13 protein-coding genes are annotated in these 13,187 nt (G+C 33.4%); 1 reads left to right on the top strand and 12 read right to left on the bottom strand.

Features of this window, described 5'->3' with window-relative positions:
- Positions 1 to 116: 116 nt before the first annotated feature.
- The 5 genes from N5D46_RS02865 to mutS form a co-directional block, all read right to left on the bottom strand.
- Positions 117 to 881, bottom strand: coding sequence for a C40 family peptidase (locus N5D46_RS02865; RefSeq protein WP_280049139.1), 765 nt, complete (start codon positions 879 to 881; stop codon positions 117 to 119).
- Positions 881 to 1,528 (bottom strand): class I SAM-dependent methyltransferase, encoded by a 648-nt coding sequence (locus tag N5D46_RS02860; RefSeq protein WP_280049138.1) that lies wholly within the window; start codon positions 1,526 to 1,528, stop codon positions 881 to 883. Before N5D46_RS02860 ends, N5D46_RS02865 begins: the two co-directional genes overlap by 1 nt.
- A 180-nt stretch (positions 1,529 to 1,708) precedes the next feature.
- Positions 1,709 to 3,613, bottom strand: coding sequence for an acetate--CoA ligase (gene acs / locus N5D46_RS02855; protein WP_280037598.1), 1,905 nt, complete (start codon positions 3,611 to 3,613; stop codon positions 1,709 to 1,711).
- Positions 3,614 to 3,710: 97 nt separating this feature from the next.
- Positions 3,711 to 4,514: a M48 family metallopeptidase gene (locus N5D46_RS02850; RefSeq protein ID WP_280049137.1), complete on the bottom strand. Its 804-nt coding sequence runs from the start codon at positions 4,512 to 4,514 to the stop codon at positions 3,711 to 3,713.
- Positions 4,515 to 4,524: 10 nt separating this feature from the next.
- Entirely contained in the window at positions 4,525 to 7,080 is a 2,556-nt protein-coding gene (gene mutS / locus N5D46_RS02845; RefSeq protein ID WP_280049135.1) for a DNA mismatch repair protein MutS, read from the bottom strand.
- 80 nt (positions 7,081 to 7,160) lie between these two features.
- Here mutS and N5D46_RS02840 point away from each other — a divergent pair, with 80 nt between their 5' ends.
- A complete protein-coding gene (locus tag N5D46_RS02840) occupies positions 7,161 to 7,691 on the top strand; it encodes an RNA methyltransferase (protein ID WP_280049134.1) in 531 nt (176 codons plus the stop codon).
- Positions 7,692 to 7,752: 61 nt separating this feature from the next.
- On the opposite strand, the gene N5D46_RS02835 is transcribed toward N5D46_RS02840, so the two are convergent.
- The 7 genes from N5D46_RS02835 to N5D46_RS02805 all read right to left on the bottom strand — a co-directional run bounded on the left by N5D46_RS02835 (position 7,753) and on the right by N5D46_RS02805 (position 13,019).
- The gene (locus N5D46_RS02835; RefSeq protein ID WP_280049133.1) at positions 7,753 to 8,205 is read right to left on the bottom strand and encodes a GNAT family N-acetyltransferase; all 453 of its coding nucleotides are present in this window, start codon (positions 8,203 to 8,205) and stop codon (positions 7,753 to 7,755) included.
- Positions 8,206 to 8,344: 139 nt separating this feature from the next.
- Positions 8,345 to 9,712 carry a deoxyguanosinetriphosphate triphosphohydrolase gene (locus N5D46_RS02830; RefSeq protein ID WP_280049131.1) on the bottom strand — a complete coding sequence of 456 codons (1,368 nt, stop codon included), beginning with the start codon at positions 9,710 to 9,712 and terminating at the stop codon, positions 8,345 to 8,347.
- 101 nt (positions 9,713 to 9,813) lie between these two features.
- Positions 9,814 to 10,584, bottom strand: coding sequence for an NADAR family protein (locus N5D46_RS02825; RefSeq protein ID WP_125348745.1), 771 nt, complete (start codon positions 10,582 to 10,584; stop codon positions 9,814 to 9,816).
- An 11-nt stretch (positions 10,585 to 10,595) separates the two neighbouring features.
- Positions 10,596 to 11,408, bottom strand: coding sequence for a TPM domain-containing protein (locus tag N5D46_RS02820; RefSeq protein WP_280049130.1), 813 nt, complete (start codon positions 11,406 to 11,408; stop codon positions 10,596 to 10,598).
- Positions 11,389 to 11,829, bottom strand: coding sequence for a TPM domain-containing protein (locus N5D46_RS02815; protein WP_219033625.1), 441 nt, complete (start codon positions 11,827 to 11,829; stop codon positions 11,389 to 11,391). Before N5D46_RS02815 ends, N5D46_RS02820 begins: the two co-directional genes overlap by 20 nt.
- 5 nt (positions 11,830 to 11,834) lie before the next feature.
- Positions 11,835 to 12,437 (bottom strand): LemA family protein, encoded by a 603-nt coding sequence (locus N5D46_RS02810; protein ID WP_125348741.1) that lies wholly within the window; start codon positions 12,435 to 12,437, stop codon positions 11,835 to 11,837.
- Between the two features lie 114 nt (positions 12,438 to 12,551).
- Complete coding sequence (locus N5D46_RS02805) at positions 12,552 to 13,019, bottom strand: ABC transporter ATPase (RefSeq protein ID WP_280049129.1); 468 nt, start codon at positions 13,017 to 13,019, stop codon at positions 12,552 to 12,554.
- Positions 13,020 to 13,187: the final 168 nt, after the last annotated feature.

The following is a 13,187-nucleotide window of genomic DNA, read 5'->3' as shown; positions in this document are numbered from 1 at the left end:
AAGTTACAGCTAAATCCAATTAAAAAATAGTTTAATCACTGATTATGTCCTATTTTGATTTGATTTCAATTAAAACAAAAAAAATCATTTCGAATGAAATGATTTTAGCTTTATTATTAAGGAATTAATTTTCGAATGCATCGCAGTTTATGCGAATATTTTTGAGAATCGGTATTGAAAATTCCATTTGTATCGATTGGGTCAATGCGAACTTTTCCGTGCGCATGCAAAATTTTTCCATTGCCACACATAATTCCGACATGAATAATTCGACCTTCTGCATTATCAAAAAAAGCTAAATCTCCAGGTTCTGCTTCTTCTACAAAACTCAAGACTTCGCCCATTTCCGCTTGTTGATAAGCATCTCTCGGAATTTTGTAACCGCCTATTTTATACACTTGTTGCGTTAAACCAGAACAATCAATTCCAAAAGAAGATTTTCCGCCCCATAAATAAGGAACATTTAGATAGGCTTTTGCTATTTCGACCAATTGATCTTTTGATTTTTTACCAGAAGTATATACCCCAAAATATTCAAAACATTTTGGACCAATTTTGATTTTACTTTCATTCAAAGCGCGAACTTCAGCTCCAATTGTCAACGTCATTGGCAAACCATTTTCCATTGCATGATTGTACGGATTGATAGCAAATTTCTCGATTGAATCTTTGTTATATTCTTCTTCCGAAATTTCTACAATTTGTTTTGGATCAAGCCAACCTTCATAACCATCAAAAGCCAATCGAACTTTCGTCCATTTTTCTAATCCTTCTAAAATAATCAACTTTTCTCCAAACAAAACCTGACTCACCATTTCTGATGAATCTCTTGCTTCGGAGCGCAATGGCGCAACACTTACTTGACAAATGGCGTACTTCATTATCTTTTTCGAATTAACGTAATTCCATCACGAATTGGTAAAATGATCGATTCGACACGTTCATCTTTCGTTACCATCTCATTAAATTCTTTCAAGATTTTTGTCGAAGGATCTTTTTTATCTTCCTCCTCCATCATCACTTTTCCGTACCACAACACATTGTCAACTAACATTGCTCCTCCGGGACGAAGAAGTTCCAAAACCTTCTCGAAATAATAAGGGTAACTCTCTTTATCGGCATCAATAAAAGCTAAATCTACAGAATCTTTTTCAATTGTGTTCAATTCTTCACGCGCATCATTGATTCTGAAATCAATTTTTGAGGCAAATTCTGATTCATCAAAATACTTTCTGCAAAGATATTCTAACTCATCATTTTTATCTATCGTTATGATTTTTCCATCAGTAGTTAAACCTTCTGCCAAACACAATGTTGCGTAACCTGTAAAAGTTCCTAACTCTAAAATAGTTTTTGGAGCTAAAATCTTTGACAAAATGCTTAACAAACGACCTTGATATTCTCCCGAAATCATGTGGGGCTGCGTTGTACATTGATAGGTTTCAACACGTAATCGGTTCAAGATTTCAGGTTCTTGATCCACATGATGATCTAAATACGATTCTAAAACTGGTGAAATTTTTATCATACCTTTAAAAAGTCAACAAAATTACAAAAAATGCATTGAATATCGGCTATATAAAGGAAATTTAGAAGAGAAAATTTATCTAAAATAATCAAACCAAAAAAGCATTACTTTTTGGGTAATGCTTTTTGTTTTGAAAATTATTCTGATAAACTTAGGCTAAATCTTAACCTCAGCCTTACTTTAAATTTTTCCTTTCTGAATAACAGTTACAACATCTGGATCTAATAATGTTGAAGTATCGCCAAAATCAGTTTCGTTACCTGCAATTTTTCTTAAAATACGACGCATAATTTTTCCGCTTCGCGTTTTTGGTAAACCTGAAACAAACTGTATTTTATCTGGTTTTGCAATTGCTCCAATTAATTTAGAAACTCCATTTTTTATTTCTGCTTCAAGTTCTGGTGAACCTTGTACTCCATCTTGTAAAATCACGAAAGCATATAATGCATTTCCTTTGATATCATGAGGATAGCCAACAACTGCGCTTTCCGCTACAGCTTCGTGTTCATTTATCGCATTTTCTATTGGCGCAGTTCCTAAATTATGTCCAGAAACAATCACCACATCATCTACACGTCCTGTAATTCGATAATTTTCCATTACATCACGATACGCTCCATCTCCTGTAAAATAATAGCCCGGAAATGTTGAAAAATAAGTTTCTACATAGCGTTTATGATCATCATAAATAGTACGAGCCATAGATGGCCAAGGAAATTTAATTGCTAAACGTCCTTCTGCTTTTTCATTTACTGCTTCTACTTCTTTTCCTTGTTCATCCATTAAAACTGGCTGAATTCCAGGAAGCGGTAATGTTGCAAACGTTGGACGAAGCGGCGTAATTCCTGCTAATGGCGAAATCAAAATAGATCCTGTTTCTGTTTGCCACCATGTATCCACAATTGGACAATTTCCTTTTCCAATATAATCATTAAACCAGTGCCAAGCTTCTTCGTTAATTGGTTCACCAACTGATCCTAAAACTTTAAGACTTGATAAATCATATTTCTCGACATAATCTAACGATTCACGAGCTAACGAACGAATTGCTGTTGGAGCTGTATAGAAATGTGTCACTTTTAATTTTTCGACAATTTCCCAAAAACGTCCAAAATCTGGAAAACTTGGAATTCCTTCGAACATTACCGAAGTTGCTCCACAAGCCAAAGGTCCATAAATAATGTAACTATGCCCCGTAATCCAACCAATATCTGCTGTACACCAATAAATATCGTTATGCTCCATTTGAAAAATATTATCGAACGAATAAGCCGTTTCTACCATATATCCACCACACGTATGCACCATTCCTTTTGGTTTTCCCGTAGAACCAGAAGTATACAAGATGAACAAAGGATCTTCAGCATCCATAATTTCCGCAGGACAATTATCGTCTACTTTATGCATTTCATCAATCCAAAATTTATCACGTCCACCAACCATAGAAGTAGGCTCTATAGCACGACGATAAACAATACACGACTGAATAGAAGCACAATCTTTTAACGCTTCATCACAAATTGCTTTTAAGTTAATTGATTTCGTTCCACGAAAAACTTCGTTTGCCGTCACCAAAACTTTACATTGCGCATCGTTGATACGAGAGGCAATTGCAGCAGAAGAAAATCCTGCAAAAACAATAGAATGTACCGCGCCAATACGAGCACAAGCTAACATCGCGATGGCTAATTCTGGAATCATTGGCATATAAATACACACACGATCTCCTTTTTGTACGCCATTATTTTTTAAGACATTCGCAAATTGGCAAACTTTTGAATGCAATTGACGATATGTAATAATTCGAGATTCTTCTAAAGGATTATTTGGTTCCCAAATTAAAGCTGTTTTGTTTCCATTTTTTTCCAAATGACGATCCAAAACATTTTCGGTAATATTTAGTTGTCCACCTTGAAACCATTTAAAATCTGCTTGTTCAAAATTATATTCAAGTGTTTTGTCCCATTTCTTTTGCCAAACGAAGTTTCCAGCAATTTTATCCCAAAATTTTTCAGGCTCCTCGACACTTTTTTTATACGCTTTCTTATATTCAGAAAACGAATTGATTCTAAAATTGTTAATCATTTTAATTTTAATTGTGGTTTTGAATACTAAATATAAAAAAAGCGAATCAATTTATCAAATTAACTCGCTTATATTTTACAAATGAATAAAAACTATTCTATTTTCCTTTATACGGACTTGCATTGTAATATGCTAAAGCAGTTGGTAAGGCTTCCTTTATTTTAGCCATACGCGTCGCATCCGAAGGGTGAGTACTCAAGAATTCTGAAACTCCTGCATTTCCACTTTTCGCCGCCATACGTTCCCAAAAAGGAATTGCTTGAGAAGGATCATAACCCGCCATCGCCATTAAATACAATCCTGTAACATCAGCATCTAATTCCATTTTACGAGAATAGTTTAGTAAACCAACTTGTGCACCTACAGGATATAATTGTTCAAAAACTTTTGCATATTCTGCATTTCCAATGGATCCACCAACTATTTGTCCTAAACCTTGTGCGGCCATTTGCTGAGAAGCTTGCTCCGCACTATGACCAGCCAAAGCGTGACCAATTTCGTGACCTAAAACAACAGCCAATCCAGTTGCATCTTTGGTAACAGGTAAAATACCTGAATAAACCGCAACTTTACCTCCAGGCATACACCATGCATTTACTTCGTTTGCATTTAACAACGTAAATTGCCATTGATAACCTTGTAATTGAGAAGATATTCCCTTTTCTTGATAATATTTTTCAGCGGCATATTTTAAACGTTCCCCTACTGTTTGCACCATTTTAGCATCGGCAGTACCTGTAATTACTTTCCCTTGTTTAAGAACCTGAGAATATTGTTTGTAAGCTGTCGGAAATAAATCTGCATTAGAAACTAATGACAACGATTTACGTCCGGTAACAGGGTTTGTAGCACAAGAAGCTAAGACTAAAGCTCCTGCTACGGTTAAAATTATTTTCTTCATATTTTTAAGTTTATTTACCAAGTTTCTTTTTGATTTCGTTCAATTTCATCAATGCTTCAACAGGTGTTAATGTATTGATATCTGTGTTCATAATTTCTTCTCGAATCGATTCTAAAATAGGATCATCTAACTGAAAGAAACTTAATTGCATATTATCTTGCGTTATTTTCTCCGTTTTATTCGAGATTCCTTCATCTGTTTTCGTTGCTTCCAAAATTTTCAACACATCATTTGCTCTGTCCACCACTCGTTTTGGCATCCCAGCCATTTTAGCAACATGTATACCAAAACTGTGCTCACTTCCTCCTGGAACTAATTTTCTCAAAAATAATATTGTATCTTTTGTTTCTTTGATACTAACATTAAAGTTTTTGATACGTTCCATCGATTTTGACATTTCATTCAATTCATGATAATGCGTTGCAAACAATGTTTTTGGTTTCAAGGCACTTTGATGTAAAAATTCTGCAATTGCCCATGCAATCGAAATTCCATCGTAAGTCGAAGTTCCTCGACCAATTTCATCCAATAAAATCAAACTTCGTTCCGAAATGTTATTTAAGATACTTGCTGTCTCATTCATTTCGACCATAAATGTCGATTCACCTGATGAAATATTATCTGAAGCACCAACTCGAGTAAAAACTTTATCAATGATTCCTAAATCTGCAGCTTGAGCTGGAACAAAACTTCCCATTTGCGCCATCAAAACAATCAAAGCAGTTTGACGTAAAAGCGCCGATTTACCAGACATATTTGGTCCAGTAATCATAATAATTTGTTGATGATCCGAATTTAACTCAACATTATTCGACACATATTGCTCGCCAATTGGTAATTGTTGCTCAATCACAGCATGGCGACCTTCTTTTATATTTAACTCAAAACCATCATTAAGAGAAGGTTTAGTGTAATTATTTTTCTCAGCTATTTCTGCAAAAGTTGACAAAACATCCAAAAATGCAATTGCTTTTGCCGTTTGTTGAATAGGTAAAAGTTTGGTGATAATTTCTTGTAATAATTCAATAAATAATTGATTTTCTATTGCAAGAATTTTTTCTTCTGCGCCAAGAATTTGTGTTTCGTATTCTTTTAATTCTTCGGTAATATAACGTTCTGCATTCACCAAAGTTTGCTTACGAATCCATTCTTCTGGCACTTTATCTTTGTGCGTATTTCGAACTTCAATATAATAACCAAACACATTATTGAATGCAATTTTCAAGGAAGAAATTCCAGTTCGCTCTGTTTCACGCTGACACATTTGATCCAAATAATCTTTTCCAGAAAACTGAATTTTTCTTAATCGATCCAATTCTTCCGAAACGCCATCTCTAATCACATTTCCTTTTACAATTTGATGAGGTGGCTCATTAGAAAGGGTATCAAAAATCTTTTGCGTTAAATGATCAATCGATTCTATTCGTGTAAATAGATCTGCAACTTCTTTGATATTTGATTGTTCAGCAACTTCTTTTATTTCCTCCGAAATTTTCAAGCTTTGTGCTAATTGTTGTAATTGACGAGGTGTAATTTTACCTGTCGAAGCTTTTCCAGCTAAACGTTCTAAATCGGTTAATTGTCCTAATTTTTCGCGTAGATCGTAACGTAAATCTCCAAATTTGTAGAAATATTCAACGATATTTTGACGACGTTGAATTGATTTCAAATCTTTCAACACCATTACCATCCAACGATTCAGCAAACGAGCACCCATCGGAGTTTTGGTATCATCTAAAACATTTAATAACGTAACACCTTTTGGATGTGGAGAATAAACCAATTCGAGATTGCGAATCGTAAATGGATCCATCCAAACAAAACTATCTTGATTAAGACGCTGAATAGATGTTAAATGCTGAATTTCGAAATGATGCGTATCATCCAAATAAGCTAAAATAGCGCCAGCAGATATAATTCCATCTTTTAAATCTTCGATTCCAAAACCTTTAAGATTCTTAGTTTTGAAAAGATTGGTTAATTTATCAATTGCAAAATCATATTGAAAAGCCCAATCATCCAACAAAAACTTACTTTTGACATCAGAAAAATTATATTTGACACGTTTTTGATAAATCACTTCACTTGGACGAAACGATTGAATAATCTTCGCCACTTGATCTTCTTGTCCTTCAGAAACCAAAAATTCTCCCGTCGAAACATCTAACAATGCAATTCCAAAAGCTTTATCACCTTGATGAACAGCCATCAAAAAGTTATTCGATTTTGATGATAAAACCTCATCTTGCAACGCAACACCAGGCGTAACCAATTCTGTAACACCACGTTTTACGATACCTTTTACCATCTTTGGATCTTCGAGCTGATCGCAAATTGCAACACGCAAACCAGCTTTCACCAATTTCGGTAAATAAGTATTCAAACTATGATGAGGAAAACCTGCCAAAGCACTATTATCAGAGCCATTGGCGCGTTTCGTTAAAACTATATCTAAAATGCGAGAAGCTCGCACAGCATCTTCTCCAAATGTTTCGTAAAAATCTCCCACACGGAACAACAACATTGCATCAGGATATTTCGCCTTAATCGTGTTATATTGTTTCATTAGAGGAGTTTCCTTATTCTTTACTACTTTTGTCAAATTATTATAAATTTTGAACAGCTAAGTTAGTTAAAAACGAAGTGATGAGAAAACTAAAATTAGACGAATTAGGTCGCGTTTCTGCGGAAGAATATAAAGCTATTGAAAAACATCCGATTGTTGTGGTGTTGGATAATGTAAGAAGTATGCACAATGTTGGTGCGGTTTTTAGAACTTCGGATGCATTTTTAATTGATAAAATTTATTTGTGTGGAATTACAGCAACTCCACCTCATAAAGAAATTCATAAAACGGCAATTGGTGCAGAAAATTCTGTTGATTGGGAATATGTAAAAGATTCAAATGAATTGATTGCAAAACTAAAAGAAGATGGTTATCAAATTGTAACAATTGAACAAACGGAAGGCTCTGTTTTGTTGAATGAATTTGAAGTTGACCAATCTCAGAAATATGCAATTGTCATGGGAAATGAAGTAGATGGCGTGCAACAATCAATCATTGATCAATGTGATACGTGTATCGAAATTCCACAATCTGGAACAAAACATTCATTAAACGTTTCTGTTTGTACAGGAATTATCTTGTGGAAATGGTATGAAGGATTTATGAAATAACGGAAAGCGGTAAGCAAAATAAAAAAGACTCAAATCATATGATTTGAGTCTTTTTTATTGTTTAAAAATTCACTGAAACATTAATCCATTCTGGATCAAAATCGGCGGTGTATTTTTTGTAGAAATTAATTGCAGGTTCATTCCAGTCCAAAACTTGCCAAACCATTCCGTGATAATTATTTGCTTTTCCGTAAACAATTAATTCATCCAATAATAATTTACCAATTCCAGAACCGCGCATTTTTTCGGTTACGATTAAATCCTCCAAATATAATCTGCGTCCTTTCCAAGTTGAATAACGATCGTAATGTAACGCAATTCCTTCTACATTTCCGTCCACTTCTGCTACCAAAGAACCCCAAACTGGTTTTTCTCCAAACCCGCATTCTTCCATTTCTTCTAAGGTTACCGTTACTTCGTCTGGTGCTTTTTCGTACAAAGCTAATTCTTTAATCAATTCCAAAATTCGAGGACAATCTTCTCTTTTTGCTTCTCGTATTGTTACATTTTTCATTATTGTGTGATGTTATTTAGTTATGCGTTTTTCGAAACTCGAAGTTCGTTTTACGAAACTTGAAATTAGTTATTTAAAAATATAACGAAATTCCTACCTCGTATTTCTAACTTCTAATTTCTAACTTCTAATTTCGTACTTAAATTGTCATTCCAATTTCGATTCCTTTGATACGGCGATACAATTCAGTTGCGTAATTATCAGTCATTCCCGAAACATAATCCAAGATTCCCATTACCTTTTGATACTTTGTTCCTTTCTCATATAGAAACTGAGCAGGAACTAAACGCAAGGCTTTTTTCTCAAAGGTTTTGCGTTCTTTTTCATCTTTCAAAATTGGTGGAATAAATTGTGAAAGCAATTCGGACATTACATTATAACCTGCATTTTCAATTTCAAGAACAGAACGATGATTGTAAATATTTTCAATAGAGAAACGTTGAATTTCGTCCAAAACCCTTTTGGTAACTTGTTCTGTTTCATTTTTAATGACATCTAACAAAGCTGTTTTAAATTCTCCTTTTACAATCTGATCAAAATTATTTTGGTAAACTTCAACCGATTTTTGAGTCAATAAGTTAATTGATTTGGCGCGTAAATACGCTATTCGATCATTTTTATCTGAAATTAATTTCAATGTATTTTTTGTTTTATCAATTTGAGATGGATCTAAAGATTCGACTAAATTCAAGAATAATTTTCGGCATTTATCATGGTCAATAATTCCTAAACGTTGCGAATCTTCGACATCAATAATCGAATAACAAATATCGTCTGCCGCCTCTACCAACCACACAAACGGATGTCGCTTGTAAATAATTGGTGAATCTTGTTCCAAAATCATATTTGTTTTTTCAGCAATTGTTCGGAAAGCTTCTTTTTGTGCCTGAAAAAATCCAAACTTCTTTCGATGCAATTGACTTTTATCTTTTGCAACTGATTCGCACGGATATTTTGCAATCGCAGCCAACGTAGAATAGGTTAAACGCAAACCACCTTCCGATTTTCCGTTTTGTTGTTGTGTCAAAATTCGGATTGCATTCGCGTTTCCTTCAAAATTTATTAAATCAGCCCATTCAGCATCAGTAAAATATTGTTTCAAATCTGTTTCGTGACGATCAAAATAAGAAGCAATTGCATCTTCACCCGAATGTCCAAAAGCCGGATTTCCGATATCGTGGCATAAACACGCCGCTGAAATCACATCGTGAATACTGTACTTATAAAACTCCTGCGACTCCTTTGTTAATTTATAATTTTCGGAAATAAACTTTCCAACCAAATTTCCCATCGAACGCCCAACAGACGAAACTTCTAACGAATGCGTCAATCGATTGTGGACAAAAACACTTCCTGGCAAAGGAAAAACTTGCGTTTTGTTTTGCAAACGACGAAAGGCAGACGAAAAAATAATACGATCATAATCGCGCTGATATTCTGATCTCGCATCCGACGTATCGTTTGTATTGCTGCGTTGATTGGTGTAAATATGATTGAGAAGTTCCATAAACTGATTTAGAAAACGAATTTAACGAATAATGTTCAGTCATAAAAAAATCCGAATGGTTTCGTTCGGATTTTTGGGTTTATTTAATATAATAATTAAGATTAGAAATCTTCATAAAAGCCTAACCAATTATGAGGTTCTATATAAGTTATAGAATATAAAAGTTTGTCTTCAAAAGATAATTTCAAATATTTTTGTGTAAAATTTATTAAATAATCTTCTCCTTTTCCCATTCTCCAAAACATATCATCTTGATCTAATTCAGGATACATTTTCCAAGGAGGAAGTATAGTTGAATCCAATAAATTATCTAATTTAAATTGTTTCAAATATTCTCTAACTTCCATTAATACAAACCCTAACAAATTTTCTCCTCGCCAAAGATATAGATTATCAATATCTTTACTATCTTGAGTAAGACCTATTCCCCAAACTGTATCAACAGGACTTGCTTCTACAATTATTTTATCATTCGTATTTAATAAAAAATCTTTTAATGATTCATTCTGAATAAATTTATGAACATTTCCTGCAACTACTATTTTATATTTCATTGCATTCCAAATCTCCTCATTAAAATTATCTACTTGACGTCCTATTTCTTTAGCAATCTTTGGAGAATCAGAACTAATAATTTTTTCAAAATTTTCAAAGTCATTAAATAATAATGCTTTTTGAGCCATCATCCAATGTTCTGACGTCTTAAAAATAATTTCATTAACAATGAACTCAGATTGAAACCATTGACTGAAACAAAATTTACCGATTTCTTCTTTATACTTATTAGAATGTCCCCAAAAATATATAAACTTCAGGTTTACCCCTTGTTCATAATTTTCAATTAACCATTTAATACTATAATTCTGTTTCATGTAAAAAAATATTACCAACTACCAGAAGCACCTCCACCTCCAAAGCTTCCGCCTCCGAAACCACCAAAGCCGCCTCCGCCACCAGATGATCCACCCCAAGAACTTCCTCCTGAGCCGAAACCTCCGCCACCGAAAACAGAACTTCCTGTGTTCATAATGATAATATCATCTAACAAACTTCTTCGTCTGCCACCATTTCCGCCATTATTACCACCTTTACCTTTCGATATAATAATAAAAATAAAGATGAAAAAACCGATTGCAAAAATCAATGCAAACCAATCCATTTCTGGTTCTTGCGATTTTGGTTTGTCTTGCTTGTATTTTCCTGCAAAAGCTTGAAAAATAGAATTGACTCCAGCATTTATTCCATCAGCATAATCACCTTGTTTGAAATACGGAATAATAACATTGTCAATAATCGATTTGTTGACACTTGGTGGTAGATAAATTTGAGCTCCATAACCTGTTCTAATCGTAATCTTACGATCTTGTTCACTTAAAACAATTACAACTCCATTATCTTTTCCTTGTGTACCAACTTTCCATTTTTCACCAATATCATTTGCAAACATTTCTAACGGATAACCATCTAGAGACTTCACTGTTAATACCAAAATTTGAGTAGATGTTGAATCATCATAGGCTACTAATTTTCGTTCTAATTCATCCAACTGCATTGCATCAAAAACATGTGCATAATCTTGCACAAGTTTTTTGGGTGGATGCTTGATATTAACCAATTCTTTAGGCGTTTGCCCAAAAACGGTTAAAATAGTTAGAAAAAAAGTTAGAAAAAAGTATTTAACTGTAGCTAATTTCATCTGGTAATTCGTTTGTATCATCCTCTTGATAAGGAAAATATTTTTTAAGTGCTTTGCCTGTTTTTTTTATTCCTTCACAAAGCCCTTTTACATAATGTTCTTTTTTGAAATGCTTGATGACCTCTTCTTTTATATCATCCCAAAAATCATCTGGTGTCACTTGATCAATTCCTTTATCACCAATAATTGTAAAGTTATGATCGGTTGGTGAAACATGAAACAACACACCATTTCTATCTTTGGTTTTGTGCATTTCTAATCGTTCAAACACCTCTAAAGCTTTATCAAAATGATTGGGAGAAGATTCGAATTCAATATGAACTCGAATTTCCCCACTTGTATATTTCTCCGCTTTTTGGATGGCTTCGATTATTTTTTTTTCATCTTTTGAGGAAAGAAATTTATGTTTCTTATTTCCCATAATGATTAGAATTCTACTTTAGGAGCATTTTCAGATCCTGCAGCAGCTTTGAAATAACCTTTTTTCGTAGCACCTGTAAAACCAGCGATTAAGCTGTTAGGGAAAGTTATAATCATGTTATTGAATTTCTCTGCAGCATCGTTGTATTTTTTTCTCTCAAATAAAACTTCTTGCTCGATAGAAGATAATTCTGCTTGTAAAGAAGTAAAGTTTTGATTGAATTTAATATCCGGATACTTTTCAACAGAAACCAATAAACGGCTTAATGTAGATCCTAATTGATCTTGAGCTTGTTGAAATTTCGCAATATTTGCATCTGTTAATTGACTTGGATCATCAATTTTAATTTGATTAGAAGTCGCTTTTGCACGTGCATCAATTACAGCTGTTAACGTTTCTTTTTCCATATTCGCAGCACCTTTTACCGTGTTCACTAAATTTGGAACTAAATCTGAACGTTTTTGATATGTATTTTCTACATTCGACCATTGTTTTTGTACACCTTGGTCTGTTGTTTTAATCGTATTCGAAACTCCAATTCCCCAGAAAACGATTCCTGCAAGAACTAAAAGAATCACTCCGCCAATAAGACATCCTTTGTTTTTCATAGTATTTTTAATTTATTATTACGTAAAAATAGTGTTTTTTCAACAATATTTTATTAAAAATAAAACCGAGCTTATTTCTAAACTCGGCTTTACTATTTTTTGGATTTTAAACGTTTAATTTAATAATGTTTTTGCCCAACTTTCTTCGATTGGTAACAACCAATTATTTTTAAAATCATTCAAAGAAGAAATTCCATTATTGAAAACTTTTACATTTTTGATTTCTCCTTCTTTTACTTTTTGTTTGAATGTTGGTAATTTTTCGATAAAAACTTCCTGTTCATTTTCATACGAAACTAACATTCTGTTCAATAAATCGAACGAATAATCTGCATCAATTTCGCGTACGATTTTCGTTAATTTATCGATAGAACAACCACTTGCTGTCGCTTGATTTTCGTCTACACCAACTACAATAAATTGATCATAAGGTAAATCAAAATCAGCTAAAAGTTCAGCGCCATGCGCATTCCAATCCGCTATAAAAGTATTTAGTTTAGCTGTAATAGCTTGCTTTTCTTCTGTTGAGAATTTACGATTGGCTTGAAAAATCCAAATTCTTGAATCGTCTGCTAAATTCATTTTCTCTTTGTTTAAAATTTGTGTTTCAAAGATACGGAAATTTTAGATGTTAGATGTTAGATGTTAGATGTTAGATGTTAGATGTTAGATGTTAGATGTTAGATGTTAGATGTTAGATGTTAGAAAGCTAAAATTTTTACATAAAAAAGCCATCTCAAAGAGATGGCT

It is taken from the genome of Empedobacter sp. GD03865, assembly GCF_029840775.1.
Classification (GTDB): Bacteria; Bacteroidota; Bacteroidia; order Flavobacteriales; family Weeksellaceae; genus Empedobacter; species Empedobacter falsenii_B.
This window is presented reverse-complemented; position numbering and strand designations above follow the sequence as displayed.

Excerpts from the sequence above, each read along its gene's own strand:
- N5D46_RS02865 (WP_280049139.1), bottom strand. The coding sequence starts at position 881 with ATGAAGTACGCCATTTGTCAAGTAAGTGTTGCGCCATTGCGCTCCGAA.
- N5D46_RS02860 (WP_280049138.1), bottom strand. The coding sequence starts at position 1,528 with ATGATAAAAATTTCACCAGTTTTAGAATCGTATTTAGATCATCATGTG.
- acs (WP_280037598.1), bottom strand. The coding sequence starts at position 3,613 with ATGATTAACAATTTTAGAATCAATTCGTTTTCTGAATATAAGAAAGCG.
- N5D46_RS02850 (WP_280049137.1), bottom strand. The coding sequence starts at position 4,514 with ATGAAGAAAATAATTTTAACCGTAGCAGGAGCTTTAGTCTTAGCTTCT.
- mutS (WP_280049135.1), bottom strand. The coding sequence starts at position 7,080 with ATGAAACAATATAACACGATTAAGGCGAAATATCCTGATGCAATGTTG.
- N5D46_RS02840 (WP_280049134.1), top strand. The coding sequence starts at position 7,161 with ATGAGAAAACTAAAATTAGACGAATTAGGTCGCGTTTCTGCGGAAGAA.
- N5D46_RS02835 (WP_280049133.1), bottom strand. The coding sequence starts at position 8,205 with ATGAAAAATGTAACAATACGAGAAGCAAAAAGAGAAGATTGTCCTCGA.
- N5D46_RS02830 (WP_280049131.1), bottom strand. The coding sequence starts at position 9,712 with ATGGAACTTCTCAATCATATTTACACCAATCAACGCAGCAATACAAAC.
- N5D46_RS02825 (WP_125348745.1), bottom strand. The coding sequence starts at position 10,584 with ATGAAACAGAATTATAGTATTAAATGGTTAATTGAAAATTATGAACAA.
- N5D46_RS02820 (WP_280049130.1), bottom strand. The coding sequence starts at position 11,408 with ATGAAATTAGCTACAGTTAAATACTTTTTTCTAACTTTTTTTCTAACT.
- N5D46_RS02815 (WP_219033625.1), bottom strand. The coding sequence starts at position 11,829 with ATGGGAAATAAGAAACATAAATTTCTTTCCTCAAAAGATGAAAAAAAA.
- N5D46_RS02810 (WP_125348741.1), bottom strand. The coding sequence starts at position 12,437 with ATGAAAAACAAAGGATGTCTTATTGGCGGAGTGATTCTTTTAGTTCTT.
- N5D46_RS02805 (WP_280049129.1), bottom strand. The coding sequence starts at position 13,019 with ATGAATTTAGCAGACGATTCAAGAATTTGGATTTTTCAAGCCAATCGT.